14 protein-coding genes and 1 riboswitch are annotated in these 15,536 nt (G+C 32.3%); of the genes, 10 read left to right on the top strand and 4 right to left on the bottom strand.

Going from position 1 to position 15,536, the window contains the following annotated elements:
- Positions 1-199: 199 nt before the first annotated feature.
- Positions 200-1,099: a LysR family transcriptional regulator gene (locus B7R67_RS02540; protein ID WP_088067246.1), complete on the bottom strand. Its 900-nt coding sequence runs from the start codon at positions 1,097-1,099 to the stop codon at positions 200-202.
- A gap of 131 nt (positions 1,100-1,230) precedes the next feature.
- Between B7R67_RS02540 and B7R67_RS02535 the strand changes: the two genes are divergently transcribed.
- From B7R67_RS02535 to B7R67_RS02505, 7 genes are all read left to right on the top strand, one after another.
- Positions 1,231-2,499 carry an APC family permease gene (locus tag B7R67_RS02535; RefSeq protein ID WP_088067245.1) on the top strand — a complete coding sequence of 423 codons (1,269 nt, stop codon included), beginning with the start codon at positions 1,231-1,233 and terminating at the stop codon, positions 2,497-2,499.
- A 511-nt stretch (positions 2,500-3,010) separates the two neighbouring features.
- Positions 3,011-4,072, top strand: a complete 1,062-nt coding sequence (locus B7R67_RS02530; RefSeq protein WP_088067244.1) for a hypothetical protein — start codon at positions 3,011-3,013, stop codon at positions 4,070-4,072.
- A gap of 177 nt (positions 4,073-4,249) precedes the next feature.
- Positions 4,250-4,397, top strand: a riboswitch (FMN riboswitch).
- Between the two features lie 346 nt (positions 4,398-4,743).
- Positions 4,744-5,391 (top strand): riboflavin synthase, encoded by a 648-nt coding sequence (ribE, locus tag B7R67_RS02525; protein WP_088067242.1) that lies wholly within the window; start codon positions 4,744-4,746, stop codon positions 5,389-5,391.
- Between the two features lie 12 nt (positions 5,392-5,403).
- Positions 5,404-6,597: a bifunctional 3,4-dihydroxy-2-butanone-4-phosphate synthase/GTP cyclohydrolase II gene (locus tag B7R67_RS02520; protein WP_088067240.1), complete on the top strand. Its 1,194-nt coding sequence runs from the start codon at positions 5,404-5,406 to the stop codon at positions 6,595-6,597.
- Between the two features lie 16 nt (positions 6,598-6,613).
- Positions 6,614-7,075, top strand: coding sequence for a 6,7-dimethyl-8-ribityllumazine synthase (gene ribH / locus B7R67_RS02515; protein WP_088067239.1), 462 nt, complete (start codon positions 6,614-6,616; stop codon positions 7,073-7,075).
- Positions 7,076-7,332: 257 nt separating this feature from the next.
- Positions 7,333-8,430 carry an MBL fold metallo-hydrolase gene (locus tag B7R67_RS02510; protein ID WP_088067237.1) on the top strand — a complete coding sequence of 366 codons (1,098 nt, stop codon included), beginning with the start codon at positions 7,333-7,335 and terminating at the stop codon, positions 8,428-8,430.
- Between the two features lie 108 nt (positions 8,431-8,538).
- The gene (locus B7R67_RS02505) at positions 8,539-9,015 is read left to right on the top strand and encodes a YbaK/EbsC family protein (RefSeq protein ID WP_088067235.1); all 477 of its coding nucleotides are present in this window, start codon (positions 8,539-8,541) and stop codon (positions 9,013-9,015) included.
- 170 nt (positions 9,016-9,185) lie between these two features.
- Here the strand turns inward: B7R67_RS02505 and B7R67_RS02500 are convergent, their stop codons facing one another.
- Positions 9,186-10,049 (bottom strand): hypothetical protein, encoded by an 864-nt coding sequence (locus tag B7R67_RS02500; RefSeq protein WP_088067233.1) that lies wholly within the window; start codon positions 10,047-10,049, stop codon positions 9,186-9,188.
- A 154-nt stretch (positions 10,050-10,203) separates the two neighbouring features.
- On the opposite strand from B7R67_RS02500, the gene B7R67_RS02495 reads away from it, so the two are divergent.
- Positions 10,204-10,386, top strand: a complete 183-nt coding sequence (locus tag B7R67_RS02495) for a hypothetical protein (protein ID WP_088067231.1) — start codon at positions 10,204-10,206, stop codon at positions 10,384-10,386.
- 70 nt (positions 10,387-10,456) lie between these two features.
- On the opposite strand, the gene B7R67_RS02490 is transcribed toward B7R67_RS02495, so the two are convergent.
- A complete protein-coding gene (locus B7R67_RS02490) occupies positions 10,457-11,650 on the bottom strand; it encodes a YhgE/Pip domain-containing protein (RefSeq protein ID WP_088067228.1) in 1,194 nt (397 codons plus the stop codon).
- 176 nt (positions 11,651-11,826) lie between these two features.
- On the opposite strand from B7R67_RS02490, the gene B7R67_RS02485 reads away from it, so the two are divergent.
- Positions 11,827-12,435: a TetR/AcrR family transcriptional regulator gene (locus B7R67_RS02485; RefSeq protein WP_088067226.1), complete on the top strand. Its 609-nt coding sequence runs from the start codon at positions 11,827-11,829 to the stop codon at positions 12,433-12,435.
- A gap of 152 nt (positions 12,436-12,587) precedes the next feature.
- Here B7R67_RS02485 and B7R67_RS02480 read toward each other — a convergent pair whose 3' ends face one another.
- A complete protein-coding gene (locus B7R67_RS02480) occupies positions 12,588-13,436 on the bottom strand; it encodes a MurR/RpiR family transcriptional regulator (protein ID WP_088067224.1) in 849 nt (282 codons plus the stop codon).
- Between the two features lie 396 nt (positions 13,437-13,832).
- Here B7R67_RS02480 and gntK point away from each other — a divergent pair, with 396 nt between their 5' ends.
- The gene (gene gntK, locus B7R67_RS02475) at positions 13,833-15,380 is read left to right on the top strand and encodes a gluconokinase (RefSeq protein ID WP_142289508.1); all 1,548 of its coding nucleotides are present in this window, start codon (positions 13,833-13,835) and stop codon (positions 15,378-15,380) included.
- The last annotated feature ends 156 nt before the right edge of the window (positions 15,381-15,536 follow it).

Below are 15,536 nucleotides of genomic sequence, written 5' to 3'. Positions count from 1 at the left end.
CAGACTGCCTGCCAAACGCTCGCTTTCTTCGTTACTTCGCCTGTCTGCGGTGCTCATTACCGTTAAGGGTAACTCCGCTCCTCGCCAAGCTTCGCGCCTCGAAAGACAAGCGTTTTCAATCAGTCTGAAAATCAGATAAATAGGACTTTGTCTACACAAGGAAAAGCTGTCTAAATAGACAGCTTTTTTTAATCAGAGACTATTCTTTCAAAGAATGATCCCAACTAGGTGCTTGAGCTCTTACAAGATCCATAAACTTTCTAGCGGCACGTGAATGCCATTTGTTTTTGTGCCAGGACATGATGGTAGACACGCTACCTAAACTTGTATCCCAATGAATTATTTTTAGTTTTTGTTGATTCATTTCATTTTGTACGGTAACAAGTGGCAACATTGATATTCCAAGTCCACATATCACGCATTGTTTAATAGCTTCTACGCTCCAAAATTCCATGGCTGTTTCAGTTTGTATTCCTTTACTTCTTAAAAATGCTTCAAAATAATCCCGATAACTACCTTGCTCAGTTAGAATAATATTTTCGTTATCGTTTAAAGTAAAGGACTGAAGCGATTTATTGTCCGATGAAGGAGGTAATAGAATGACAAGTGGTTCTTCAATTAGTGTTTCCATATGCAAATCGGAATCGCTTCTAGGTGCTTGTAAAAAGAAAGCAATATCAAGGTCGCCCCTTCGTAATTCATCTTGTAAATCCCAACAAGAACCAGCCTTCATAATGATATTAACTTTCGGATATTGCGATCGAAAAGATTGAATGATTTGAGGAAGACGATAGATTGTTAGTGATTCGGGAGCACCAATTCTTAAGGTTGCTATTTCTTCATTTTCTGTTTGAAATACATCTTTTGCTTTTATATACAGTTGAATCATTTCTAATGCGTGAGCCAAGAAGTTTTCTCCTACTTCTGTTAATTGAACCTTTTTTCCTATTCGATCAAATAAAGGTACTCCTAACTCTTGTTCTAGTGCTTGAATATGTGCAGTAACTGTGGATTGTGCATAGCCGAGATGAACTGCAGCTTTAGAGAACCCGCCCATGTCTACAATTGCCTTAAAAGTTATTAAATGACGGATTTCCATAAAAACCTCCTATTATCGGATTTGCCGATAGTTTATATCGTAACTATTCATTTTACCGATTGAAAGTAGCCTCATATAATTAAAGTATACGAGATTTCAATTTGTTTCAATAATTTTTGGAGGGATAATAAATGAGGAATCGAAAAATTGGTTTTCTATTACTCAGTGGACTAATGATTGGCCCCATTTTAGGGTCGGGGATTATTATTTTACCACCTGCAGTATATGAAACAGCCGGTAACTATGCAATTTTTGCTTGGATTATTATGCTTAGTTTGAGTTTAATATTTGCATTAATGTTTGGTAAATTAAGCTTGATGATTCCGGGAGATTCTGGAGTACCTTTAGCAGTTGAGCGTGCATTTGGAAGTCACATAAAAAATCTTTCAGCGATCTTCTTCTTACTTGCGGTGTGTTTTGGGCCCATTGCAGTTACAGGTACGGCAGGACATTATCTACAATTGCTGACAAAACAAACATTCTTTGATGAAAAGTGGTTAGCATTAGGAATACTCTGTCTTGTTTATATTGTTTTAACTAGAAGCATTGCTGATGTAGGTAAATTTGCGTTTTTTATGTCTAGTTTCATTGTTTTAACACTAATAGTAGGAAGTATTCACACATTATTTACAGTCGATGGCAGCTTCACTTTAGGGAATCAAATCACTGTTACCGATTTTGGTGAAAGTTTACTTTTATTATTTTGGGCTTTAATAGGCTGGGAAGTCATTGGTAGCTATTCTTTAGAAGTGAAAACTCCTGAGCGAACGATACCGAGAGCAGTTATATTAAGTTTTTCGATTATAGCAATAGTCAGTCTGATCGTTGCTTTTGCTTTCCAATGGGTTCATTCGAAAAATGGAAATGGCATGGATCAATCTTTAGCACCATTACTTCAAAGTTTATTTGGAAGCTGGTCAACTCCAATTATTTCAACAATAACGATTGCACTTTGCATTAGTACAATTCTTCTAGTAATAGGGGCCGTTTCAAGATTAATCGCTGATCAAGCAAAAAACGGACTATTACCTTCATGGCTTTCTTTTAAAAGTAAAAATAATGTTGCAACTCGAGCATTATTTAGTTTGTTCAGCATTCATGTAATTGTATTTATACTTTACTTTAATGATCTCGTTACGATTCAAACGCTTGTAGCAATTGCAAATGCATTTTTCCTATGCAACGCTTTACTAGGCGTGCTAGCATGTTTACGATTATTTGATTCCTTATTTTTTAAAATCGGTGCATTTATTTTATCACTTTGCTTCTTAGGAATACTGCTGTTTTCTTCACCGATTATTCTAGGAATTATCACATTAGTCTCATGTTACTTTATTTGGCTTCAAAGAAGAGATTCCAAAAAACTGCATGATCAGATGATTCGAGTAGGGAATGAATAAAAGAATAAAAAAAGAAACTTCAATGGAATGAAGTTTCTTTTCAGAGTGTTGAAATATCTATCGGTCAATATGAAAAAAGGTCATTAAGTGAACATAAGAAAAATGATTTATAACCTTTAAAGATTGTGCTTTTTTTGAAATTGTTGTTTAAACTGATTCAGTTTAAATCGTTTTTAATGAATAACTTTTTGAAGGATAAGTTAATTGGAACGAAAGGATGCTCGACTCCTATGAAAAATGCGGAAAGGCTGAGACCCCGCAGGCTTGCCGAGGAGGCTCAGCTTTCGCCCCATGGGAAGCGAGAATCCTGTAGTGGAGATGAACATCACTCAACTTCCTTTACAAAATTTGGTCATTACTTGACAAGATTATTTTTCAACAGCAAAAAAAGAAACTTCAATGAACTGAAGTTTCTTTTTTTTGAATTAATTTCCAGAATTTATCCATTTGTTTTAAGACTATATACCTAAATTAAGATATAATTATATTATACAAAAAAGGGGGGAAGCTGATGGTGTCCAAATCCAAATTAAGTTTGCTTAGTTTTTTTGTATTAATAATTGTTTCAAATTTTTTAATCTATCGACTTGAAATAATGCAGCCACTTCCTGATGGAATTGTAATTGCTACTTTGTTCGACTTCCTTATATTTATTCCTCTTCTTGCATATTTGCTTGTGATTCGAAAACGATACTCACTAAAATATTTATCGATTGTTGTAATCTTTGGATACGGTTTTGTTAATTTAATTGTTCCAAAAAGTCAGCTGTCTTCTTATTCATTTCTAAACAATTTATTGATTGCTTGTGAAGGTGTTTTTGTTATTTTGGAATTATATATTTTTTATAAAATAGTTAGAAAACTCCCTAAAATTATTAAAAAATACCGAGAAAATAAATCAGAAATCCCCTATTTTCAATTTCGTTTAGAAAAAGCAATGACCTTTAAATTGAGCATATCTAGAATACAAGAAATAATCGTTTCAGAGTTAACCGTATTCTATTACGCTCTATTTTCATGGAATAGAAAAAAATATCTCGATCAATCGAATAGTCAATTGTTTACTTATCATAAAAAAACTAGTGCAATTGCATTATATATCATGCTAATTCATGCGCTTATTCTGGAATCAGTTGGATTCCACTTTCTACTACATTCATGGAAACCAATCTTTTCTGTGATTGCATTAATATTGAATGTTTATGCACTTTTAATACTGATTGCACATATTCAAGCTATTCGAAATTGTCCTTTCATTGTTACTGGTCAGTCTCTTCATATTCAGATAGGTATGATGAAGCAATTAACAGTTTCACTGGATGATATAAAGTCTATTGTTTATCTTAAAAAACCTGGGGTAAGTTCGAAGAATGAAATAAAAGAAGTTTTTAATGCGATACTCCCAGATTTTATAGCTGATGATTCTATCATTGAAATTGAGTTTTTTTCAAAGCAACAAGCTAAGTTTATGTACGGATTTAAGCAAAATGTCATAAAACTACATCTGCGACCTGACGAAATGGAAAAATTTTATGAATTAATATCCTCAAAGGTAAACTGCAAAAGCAAATAATTTAAAAATTAATATTTTAACTAAAGACAAAGTGAAAATACCGTTATATCTATGGTTTTTTCACTTTTTTTAATCAATAATTTAATTAAAGTCAATTTACTCAAACTCAAAATTGGATCATAAATTCTTTACAATCAAATAATTGCTCGTTATAATGAAACCAAATTTGATAATTAGTGTGTCCTTCGGGGTCGGGTGAAAGTCCCAACCGGCGGTGTTGTATATTTTTATACTAAGCCCGTGAGCTTCATGTAGTTTTTTTATATGTTGCTGATCTAGTTAGAATCTAGAGCCGACAGTATAGTCTGGATGGGAGAAGGATGGAGTGCATATATAGTTAGTTATTTGTTGTTTTTTGAAATAATTAATTATATAGGCTTAGTTTGTTGTACCAATTTCTTGGTATAGCAATAGACGCGTTACAATATTGCATTTTTACTAAAATCATATTGTACTAGCGTTTATTTAAGTATGCTTCCTTTCTTAAACATCTAAAGCCCCCTAGGAGTTTTTTCTAAGGGGCTTTTTCACTTTTTCAAATTAATTTGAATTAGAGGATGTGAAGAGTTGGATCAACTATTTATGAAATTAGAAATTGATCTTAAAAATTCGACTAAAGGACATGTAGCTAGTGATAGCCGGGTGTTTCTCCGAAATGAGGTGAAAATAAGTTGTTTACTGGAATCGTTGAAGAAATAGGAACTGTAAAAAATATCGTAAAAAAAGGTAAAACATTGGTGATGACTATTCAGGCTACAAAAATTTTAGAGGATGCTCATTTAGGAGATAGTATCTCTGTAAATGGAGTTTGTTTAACTGTTACAGATTTTACTAAAAATGAATTTTCTGTTGATGTCATGCCGGAAACATTTCAAGCTAGTAATTTAAACAGTTTAGCTACAAGTCAAAAAGTAAATTTGGAAAGAGCAATGGCGGCAAATGGACGATTCGGCGGTCATATTGTATCAGGACATATCGATTGTACGGGTGAAATACAATCCGTTAACGCTATGGAAAATGCGGTGATTTATAAAATTAAAATACCAATTCAATTTGCTAAATATTGTATTCAAAAAGGCAGTATTACGATTGATGGAACAAGTTTAACGATATTTGAAGTTGGAACTGATTGTATAACAGTTTCGTTAATTCCTCATACTCGTTCACATACAATCTTAGGTAGCAAAAAGGTTGGAGACATCGCTAATATTGAATTTGATTTATTAGGAAAGTATGTTGAAAAGATGCTTGGAATGAATGAGATGAAAAAGGAATCACCAATAACAACTTCATTTTTATCTCAAAATGGCTATTTATAAAGGAGTAAGCTCATGTTCTCTAAAATAGAAGAAGCAATTGAAGACTTGAAAAATGGAAAAATTATTATTGTTTGTGATGATGAAGACAGAGAGAATGAAGGGGACTTTGTTGTCATTGGGGAATACGCAACTCCTGAAAATATAAACTTTATGGCGACACATGGCCGTGGATTAATTTGTGCGCCAGTTTCTGAAGCGATAGCAAAAAAGCTAGATTTATTTGAAATGGTAGCTAAAAATACAGATTCTCATGGTACTGCATTTACGGTAAGTATTGATCACATTGATTCTACTACTGGTATCTCGGCTTTTGAGCGCTCACATACAGTCTTGCAAATGTTAAATGATGAATCAACTGGAGCAGATTTTCAAAGACCTGGGCATATGTTTCCTTTAGTTGCTAAAAACGGAGGAGTAATTGAGAGACCAGGACATACTGAAGCAGCTGTTGATTTAGCTCGAATGGCAGGTTCAAAAGAAGTTGGTGTTATATGTGAAATTATGAATGATGATGGAACGATGGCAAGAGTTCCTGAACTAATTCAAATCGTAAACAAGTTTAATTTAAAAATGATTACAATTAAAGATTTAATTCATTATAGACGTCAAACAGAGAAACTTGTACGAAGAGAAGTTGAAATTAAATTACCTACCGATTTTGGTGATTTTAAAATGATCGGTTATACAAATGAGATAGATGGTAAGGAACATATCGCAATTGTAAAAGGGAATATTAATGACGGTGAACCAGTGCTTGTACGTATTCATTCAGAGTGTCTAACTGGAGATGTATTTGGATCATGCCGATGCGATTGTGGACCTCAGTTGCATTCAGCATTATCAATGATTGAAGAGGTTGGCAAAGGTGTAATTATATATATGCGCCAAGAGGGAAGAGGAATTGGTCTACTTAATAAGTTAAAAGCTTATAAGCTTCAAGAGGAAGGGTTTGATACTGTTGAAGCAAATTTAAACTTAGGATTTGATGCAGATTTAAGAGACTATGCAATAAGTGCTCAAATTATTAAAGAGCTAGGTATAGCTAGTATCGATCTAATAACAAATAATCCTGTAAAAATAGAAGAGCTTACATCTTACGGAATTAAGATTAATAATCGAGTGCCAATTCAAGCTGACATGAAGGCTGAAAATGAAAAATATTTAAATACTAAAATAGAAAAAATGGGACATTTACTAAACTATTAAAATGGGAGAGATTAAAATGAAGTTTGAAGGAAATTTAGTAGGATCAGGACTTAAAATTGGAATAATTGTAGGACGCTTTAATGAATTTATTACATCAAAACTACTTGGCGGTGCACAAGACGCTTTAATTCGTCATGGTGTAGAAGAATCTGATGTTGATGTAATTTGGGTACCAGGAGCATTTGAAATTCCGTTAATTGCAAAAAAACTAGCAGATTCAAAAAAATATGATGCAATCATCACGCTTGGAACAGTTATCCGTGGATCAACAACTCATTATGATTATGTTTGTAATGAAGTAGCTAAAGGTGTAGCAGCAATTACGCTACAAACTGGCGTACCTGTAATCTTTGGTGTATTAACGACAGAAAATATTGAACAAGCGATTGAAAGAGCTGGTACGAAATCAGGTAATAAAGGCTGGGACTCTGGTATTTCAGCTATTGAAATGGCTAATTTATTAAGAGCTATAAACTAGTATATATAATAGAAGAAACTGGTAGTCTGATAATCTAAATTAGGGTACTTTGTCTACACACTGGGAGGTTAATTTAACCTCCCTTTTTTTATGAATTATTCATTCAGAAGAGTGACTTATATTCCACTTAAACAGCTTATTTCCACTATGCTATTAAGAATATTTTTTATATGAAAAACCATCTGATTATTTGTTAAATCTTCTGAATTTGTGGTAGTGTAAATTTTATTAAAGGTTTAATTTGGAGGGGGAAATTTATGCTGTTTTTACTTTGTTTAGTTTTGATAGTGATCATTATAATGATGTTTCTAAATACATATCCACATTTCGGAAAGAAGTACTCAAAAGAGCAAATGGGATCTTTTAATACTTTAGATAATTATAAAAATGGAAAGTTTATAAATCAAATACCGACAAGTATGAATATGAATTTTAAAACAAATCTATCTATGATTAGAGATTTTGTTAAGAAAAGTCCAAATCGAACTCCTAAAGATCATATACCAATGGAGAAAATTGAAGCTTCGACTTTATTCAATTCAAATAAAGGAGATACGAAAATTACTTGGTTTGGACATTCAGCTTTATTAATTGAAATAGAAGGTAAAAATATTCTAGTTGATCCAATGTTTGGGAATACTCCGACGCCGTTTCCACAGTTTGGTGGTAAAAGATATAGTGGAGGTTTACCAATTGAAATTAGTGATTTACCTAAAATTGATGCCGTTATTTTATCTCATGACCATTATGATCATTTAGACTACGGGACAATTAAGAAAATAAAACAGAAAGTAGATCGATTTATTGTTCCACTTGGAGTTGGAAGTCACTTAGAAAGCTGGGGAGTTTCTAGAGAGTGTATTTCTGAACATAATTGGTGGGATGAGTTTAGGTTTGAACACTTAACTTTAGCTTGTACGCCTGCAAGACACTTCTCTGGAAGAAGCTTAACCGATCGTAATGCTACTTTATGGTGTTCTTGGGTTATCTTAAGTGAGAAAACGAAAATTTATTTTAGTGGAGATAGTGGGTATGCTCCTCATTTTAAAGAAATTGGTGAAAAGTACGGACCGTTTGATATTGCATTTATGGAATGTGGACAATATGATGCGCGTTGGTCAGTAATTCATATGTTGCCAGAAGAAACCGTTAAAGCATTTACTGATGTAAAAGGCGAAGTTCTTGTACCAATACATTTCGGCGCATTCACGTTAGCATTTCATGACTGGAATGATCCAATTGAACGAGCTGTAAAGGCTGCGAAAGAAAATGGCGTTAAATATGCCACTCCTAAAATTGGTGAGACAATCAATCTAACTACTGGCGATTTTCCTAGTTCAATTTGGTGGAAGTAGGGAGAAATAGATAGAGAATTTTTTCTAGTAAAATAATGAAAATTAGCAGGAATGTATTCTTTCTTATGGAATAAGTAAAAAATTAATTTATTTAAGGAAGTGATAAAGGTGGAAGGATTAAAAGAAAGTGCACAAGTAGTACAAGATTTAATAATTGAATTAGGTTATTCAAACAAAGTTATTGAGCTATCAGATAGTGCAAGAACTGCTAAAGAAGCAGCGGATGCATTAAATTGTGAAGTAGCTCAAATAGCTAAATCAATCATTTTTAAAATAGAAAGTTCAAATAGCCCTGTCTTAGTAGTAGCAAGTGGAATAAATCGTGTAAATGAGAGACAAATTGAAAAATTACTTAATGATCAATTAGGTAAAGCCGATGCCGACTTTGTACGTGAACAGACTGGTTTCGTAATTGGTGGAGTAGCACCAATAGGGCATAAAAATGAACTGATTACATTTATTGATGAGGATTTACTACAGTATGGAGAGGTATGGGCTGCTGCAGGTCATCCGAAAGCAATATTTCAATTAACACCGAATGAGTTGATTGAAATGACTAAAGGTAAGGTTGTTTGTATCAAGTAATTTTTGTTTTTATTAGAGGATCTTTTGGACATACATAATTTAGGACACCTTTAACCTACTTAAGTAACAGGCTAAAGGTGTCTTTTCTATTTATTTAATAAAAGTTATTCGTATTCTATTAAAAAACAAACTCGTTTTTTCTAAATTAGTCTCTACTTAATCTAACTTTACTAATACGTGAAATCGGCATATGCTGGAGATGCATTTTCTTTCCTAGTTGCACCACTAACTGAGAAACTGAATTGGGGTTTACTATCGCTTCCAAGGGAGATTACTATAGTCGGATTAGAAGGAGACATAGAAGTATGCATATACTCAGTTTTAACTGATCCAACACCTGTTCCGTTATTTTTATAAACTTTCGCAACTAATATTGTTTTCCAATCATCATAACCTGACTTTAAATCAACATCATATCCTACACCAATCTGATTTTTGATAGTATCACGGGTACATGACCATGCATACTGTTGAGCACCTAACAATCCATAATGAGTTGCATAGTCATTGTACATTACAAAGTTATCAGACCAACCAACCGCAATACTATCTGTTAATTCCCAAAAAGGATTGACATGCCATCTTCCTTCTGCTGTGAATTTAAAATTATCATAAGAAGAGCCCTTTTCAGAAATTCGTTGAGCAACAAGAGTCATACTATAATCGGTTTTTGGCATTGCTCTTAATTGAGAAAGAGTCACTTCTTTCGAAGAGTCTTGTACTGTCGAATCTTGCTGTGTAATACTAACAATTTCTCCATCATCTTTACTCAATTCTTCAATCATTTCATCACTTAATTCATCAATTTGTTCTTGTTTAACTTTACCAAATGAGAATTTTATTTTTTTTATTTTCTCTTTGCGTTCTTCTTTGGTAAGAGGTTTGTGAAGCTTTTTCTCTTCTTTTTGTTCATCTTTTGTAAAGGAATCTTGTAATTTGGCATCTACAGAATAAATGCTTGTACTTAAAAAAGGAGTTAAAAATAGAGTTAATACAAAAATTAAGGTGATTTTTGTAAGTTTAATGTTTTCCATAATATTCCTCCTTGTTATTTAATTTCATATTACACTGAAAATATTGTAATAGATTGTTAGAATTTGAATAGTTTGTGTAGATTTATCTTAAATAGAAAATAAAGACTAAAAATTGTGTAATATGAATAGTAAAGTAACGTAAAGGAGATAGGTTATGGATTTATTTCTTGGTTTTATGGTTATTTATATTGATCCAATATTATTAGCACTTTTCTTTGCAAACAGCGTGGCTTTACTTAAAAAAATTAAAAATAATGAGCGTACCTTATTTAACACTGTTGTAGGGTCGATTATGTTTTCGATTTTAGTAATTACCTTCTATTTAGATAGTTTGTAATAAAAAAGCTATAAAAATTTTGTTTATTAAACGAACAAAGTTTTTATAGCTTTTTATAAAGTTTTAGTCTTTAGTTTGCAAGATTAGTAGATTGTTCTTTAGAATTTTTACTACCTTTTAATACTGAAGAAAGAAGTAAGATAGTTGAAATAGCACCAATTGAAATAATTACATTCATTGGATGACTTAGCGATAATCCTTTATCAAAATAGAAAATTTCTCTTAATCCGTCTGCACCAAATCGCATTGGAACCCATGAATAGATCCAATCCTTCGAGAATGTTGGTAGTAGTTCTTTCGGCATGCCAATTATTGAACCTGAGAAGAAGAAGATTAACGCAAAGATTGCAACTCCACCGAATCCAATCCACGACATGACAGCAGAAATTAGTATATGGAAACAGAAATAAGTGATGGCTAAATAGATAGCTACATCAAGGAAATTTGGAAGCGTAAAGCCAATCCATGTTGCCATTAGAGTTATACCAAAACCAACTAGTAATGACAAAATGACAGCTAATATTAACTGTTCCAAAACAATTTTAAATTTATTTATTGAATTAGATGGTTTTGTTTTTCTTTTCGCTAAAAAGACAATGACTGCTCCGATTAAACTAGACATCCAAAGCGGTGTAATTAATATAACTGGAGCATTCCCTCCTGCTGTATGGGTGCCAATTGCATTTACATTTTCAACTTTTGTTAGTATTGGGTTAGCCAATACTTCAGCCTGATTGATTGGGATTGAATTACCATTTTTCTTTAACTCATTAAAAATTTCAGTATGAATAGTCATATTAATATTTTCCACTAAATGAGACAATATTTGACTGGCCATTGTGGACCCATTCGTATTCTTCCCTTGATTTACTAAAATTTTAATCGTAATAGGAGAAGGATTTGCTGTTTTTAATGATGCTTGTTTTTGACTGAAGTCTTTAGGGAATATTAAAGCAGCATAATATTTTTGATCTTTTAGCTCCTTACGTACTGTCTTTTCATTTGGAACATGTACCCAGTTTATTGCTGGCTTTTCACCGTTATTTGATTTAGATAGCTCAGTTATTTTTGAAACCATCATCTTTCCTAGGTTAACAGTTCCTTTGTTAGGTATCATGATGCCTTGATCTTCGTTTACGATTGCAATCGGAAGATTTTTAGGAGTTGGATTTACAGATGATGCTAATGTAAGACAAAAAATAATCGCAACAACTATCACTAGTAAAGGAGCTAAAATAGCTTGTTTTTGTTTAAATAAATTCATATAATTGCCTCCTTATTTTTATTGATTAATGAACAACGTGTTGACTAACGTTATGAGAAGATATTACAATGAGCTTTATTCAATCACAATAAGCAATACAATTATATGTGTTCATTATTAAACACATTTATGAAAATTGTTCAGTTATTACTAAATAGTTTAAAGGATGGTATAAGGTGACACAGTCATTGAGGGAAATAAAAGTTGCAAAAACGAAGGATTTAATAAAAGAGACATTGTTAGATTTAATAGAAGAAAAAGGGTTCGAAGCTATATCAGTAAGAGATATTACATTAAAGGCGGGATTAAATCGTGGAACATTTTATCTTCATTATCGAGATAAATATGATTTAATGGAAAAAAGTCAAAATGAGATACTAGAAGGATTACAAGATAAACTCAAGTATTTAAAGCCAAATGAATTTGACGAGTTTTATTCAAAAGATATGATTTATCCACCCATTCTTAAGGTATTCCATTATTTAATGGAAAATCAACGCTTTATTAAAATACTTCTTAGTTCAAAGGGAGATCCAGCTTTTCCGAAAAAAATGAAGGAATATATAAAAGGGGCTTTATATGATAAGCTGGTCGATATCATCGAAAATCAATATATGATTGATATACCACATGAATACACTACTGCGTTTATTTCTTCAGCATTTTTTGGTGTGATCGAACAATGGTTAGGAAATGATGAACCAAGTTCACCTGATGAAATGGCTATCATGCATATGAAGATGTTGAAATTCATGAAGATATTTATTGGTCAAATAATGAAGTAAGAAAGTGATAGAGACGAATCGTCACCACGCTTACTAAGTTCCTCTTTTACAAAAATTTAAATGAAAAAAAACCACAAAGGAATTAACTTTGTGAGTTTTTTTAGTTTATTATGAACTATTGAGATCGTTTCATTTATTCCAATCGTATAAATTTATGATCTAGTTTCTGAAATAGCTGTTCTAACTTTTTCAAAAGATGTTTTAGCTTTGTGCGAATTTAAGATCATAATATTCACGTATAATGCATCAATAATACTTAATTGTGCAATTCTAGAAGCAAGCGCTTCTGGTCGATATTCCGTTTCCTCAGAAGATGTATAAAGTGATACATCTACATTTTGACTTAATGGTGATTTTGGAAATCCAGTAATACCGATTGTTTTGGCACCGTTTTCATTTAATACATGCAAAATACGAAGAATGTCCTTATTGGACCCAGAATGTGAGATAACAATAGCGACGTCATCTTTTGTTAGTTGAGAAGCTGACATCAATTGAAAGTGTAAATCAGCGTATGAATTTGCTTTTATACCTGTTCGGATGAATTTATGAAATGCATCCATTGCAATAACAGATGAGCCACCTACGCCATATACTTCAACTCGATTAGCATTTAGGATTAGATCTACTGCTTTTTTAAAAGATTGGCTATCTAAAATTTGAGCTGTATTTTCTAGAGTACGAATATTTGATTTAAATATTTTATTAGCAACTGATATTTCATCGTCTTTTTCACTAATTTCTTCGTGAATTTGCTGAATAGGTGTCATTATTTCTGTTGCTAATGCGATTTTAAGTGCTTGGTATCCTTTAAAACCAATTCGTTTACAAAATCTAAAAACAGTCGCGTCAGCAACATTTAAGTCTTCAGCTACTTCTGTTATTGTACTATGAATAATATGCTTAGGGTTTTGTAATATATAATCTGCAATTTTTTTTTCTTTATCACTTAACCTTGCGTAATAAGAACGAATTTTACCTAAACTGTTCGCTTGTACCATGTTATAAACACCTTTCAAGGAATTGTTATTTTGTAAATAAATAAGTTTTTAAAATAGTTTAATTTGAGTAAAGTATTCTGTTGAAAAGTTAGAAATGCAAAGTAATTTACTTAATTATTATTATATAGGAAAAGAGAGTTCTATTTAATAATAATATGAAAACCCTTTCTTGTAAAAATATTTCGTATATAATCATTATTATCGAAAAAATTTTTTTAATCCATATTTTAATTAGGAATAATTTTTCTTTTAAAATCGCTCGGATATATAAATAAGCGAGCATCCTAATATCGGAAATCGATCAGTCTAATAAAAATATTATTAATCTCAAATAAAGAAAAATTTAGTAAAAGAGCAAAATAATGTTCAAATATTCAAGGATCAGGTGAATAGTAAATGATAAATACAGAAAAATATTATTTAGGAGTAGATATCGGTACAACTAGTACGAAAGCAGTTTTGTTTAAAAAGAACGGGAAAGTCGTAAGTTCGCATAATGTTGAATATCCCCTTTATAGTCCTACGCCACAAACTGCCGAACAAGACCCAGAGGAAATTTTTAGGGCAGTAGTAGAAGTAATGAAGCAATCAATTGCAAATAGTAAAATTAGCAAAGATGAATTAGCACTTGTTTCATTTAGTAGTGCGATGCATAGTGTGATTGCTGTTGATCAAAATGGACAGCCATTAACGCAATGCATAACTTGGGCAGATAGTCGTGCTGTAGATTGGGCAAATAAAATCAAGAATGAAATGAACGGGCAATCTATTTATTTAAGAACAGGTACTCCAATCCATCCAATGTCTCCACTAGCTAAAATAACTTGGCTGCGTCATGAAAAGCCGGATGTGTTCTCTAATACAAGTAAATTTATATCGATTAAAGAATATGTTTTTTATAAGTTTTTTGAGCAATATTTAGTAGATTATTCAATCGCATCAGCTACTGGATTATTTAATTTACAAAATCTAAATTGGGATCAAGAAGCATTAGAAATTTGCGGAATTACTGAGCAAAATTTATCAGAGCCAGTGCCGACTACATATTATTTTTCTAATTTAAAAGATGCATATGCTAGTGAAATCGGAATTAGTCAATCGACTCCATTTGTAATTGGAGCAAATGATGGGGTGTTATCAAACTTAGGAGTAAATGCGATTGAGCCGGGAGTTGTCGCTGTAACGATTGGCACAAGCGGTGCAATTCGAACCGTTACTGACAAACCGGTTAGTGATCCGAAAGGTAGAATTTTTTGTTATGCTTTGACTGATAAGCATTGGGTTATTGGTGGACCAGTTAACAATGGAGGAATGACATTTAGATGGGTTCGAGATCAATTGGCATCAGCTGAAGTTGAAACAGCAAAACGCCTAGGGGTGGATTCTTATGAAGTTTTAACTAGAATTGCTGCAAGAGTGACTCCTGGTTCAGATGGATTAATATTTCACCCATATTTAGCTGGAGAAAGAGCGCCGATTTGGAATGCGAATGCAAGAGGGTCATTCTTTGGATTAGGGTTACACCACAAAAAAGAACATATGATTCGAGCGGTATTAGAAGGAGTAATACTAAACTTATATACTGTACTTTTAGCCTTGCAGGAAGTAATAGGAATGCCTAAAAAGATTCAAGCGACAGGTGGCTTTGCGAGATCTGAATTATGGAGACAAATGTTAGCTGATATTTTTAACCAAGAAGTAGGGGGTCCAGAAAGTGTTGAGAGTTCTTGCTTAGGTGCAGTCGTTTTAGGACGATATGCACTAGGTGAGATAGAAGATTTTTCAATTATGTCTGAGCTTGTTGGAACAACATTCAGTCATAAACCGAAAAAAGAAAATGTAGAGATTTATAAAGACTTAATTGGTATTTATATTAGTTTATCTAGAAAATTAAATGAAGAATATGAAAGTATCGCAAGTTTCCAAAAAAAATGGATCAAGTAATCTAGAAACAATATTTCTGCAGTTACATTTTCAAAATGACCTTAAATGTATTTGTCTAATAATCTAAAAGTAACAGGCGGATTGTAAGGTAGTAGTAATTAAGATAGGGTTCTATATAGGAACTCTATCTTATTTTTTATCTGTTTATTAACTCGT

It is taken from the genome of Gottfriedia luciferensis (assembly GCF_002156865.1).
Taxonomy (GTDB): Bacteria; Bacillota; Bacilli; order Bacillales; family Bacillaceae_G; genus Gottfriedia; species Gottfriedia luciferensis.
Note: the sequence above shows the minus strand (reverse complement) of the source record. Positions and strands in the feature narration are given on the sequence as shown.

What these genes read in the sequence shown, in the direction of transcription:
- B7R67_RS02540 (WP_088067246.1), bottom strand. Translation starts at nt 1,099, where the DNA reads ATGGAAATCCGTCATTTAATAACTTTTAAGGCAATTGTAGACATGGGC.
- B7R67_RS02535 (WP_088067245.1), top strand. Translation starts at nt 1,231, where the DNA reads ATGAGGAATCGAAAAATTGGTTTTCTATTACTCAGTGGACTAATGATT.
- B7R67_RS02530 (WP_088067244.1), top strand. Translation starts at nt 3,011, where the DNA reads ATGGTGTCCAAATCCAAATTAAGTTTGCTTAGTTTTTTTGTATTAATA.
- B7R67_RS02520 (WP_088067240.1), top strand. Translation starts at nt 5,404, where the DNA reads ATGTTCTCTAAAATAGAAGAAGCAATTGAAGACTTGAAAAATGGAAAA.
- ribH (WP_088067239.1), top strand. Translation starts at nt 6,614, where the DNA reads ATGAAGTTTGAAGGAAATTTAGTAGGATCAGGACTTAAAATTGGAATA.
- B7R67_RS02510 (WP_088067237.1), top strand. Translation starts at nt 7,333, where the DNA reads ATGCTGTTTTTACTTTGTTTAGTTTTGATAGTGATCATTATAATGATG.
- B7R67_RS02500 (WP_088067233.1), bottom strand. Translation starts at nt 10,049, where the DNA reads ATGGAAAACATTAAACTTACAAAAATCACCTTAATTTTTGTATTAACT.
- B7R67_RS02495 (WP_088067231.1), top strand. Translation starts at nt 10,204, where the DNA reads ATGGATTTATTTCTTGGTTTTATGGTTATTTATATTGATCCAATATTA.
- B7R67_RS02490 (WP_088067228.1), bottom strand. Translation starts at nt 11,650, where the DNA reads ATGAATTTATTTAAACAAAAACAAGCTATTTTAGCTCCTTTACTAGTG.
- B7R67_RS02480 (WP_088067224.1), bottom strand. Translation starts at nt 13,436, where the DNA reads ATGGTACAAGCGAACAGTTTAGGTAAAATTCGTTCTTATTACGCAAGG.
- gntK (WP_142289508.1), top strand. Translation starts at nt 13,833, where the DNA reads ATGATAAATACAGAAAAATATTATTTAGGAGTAGATATCGGTACAACT.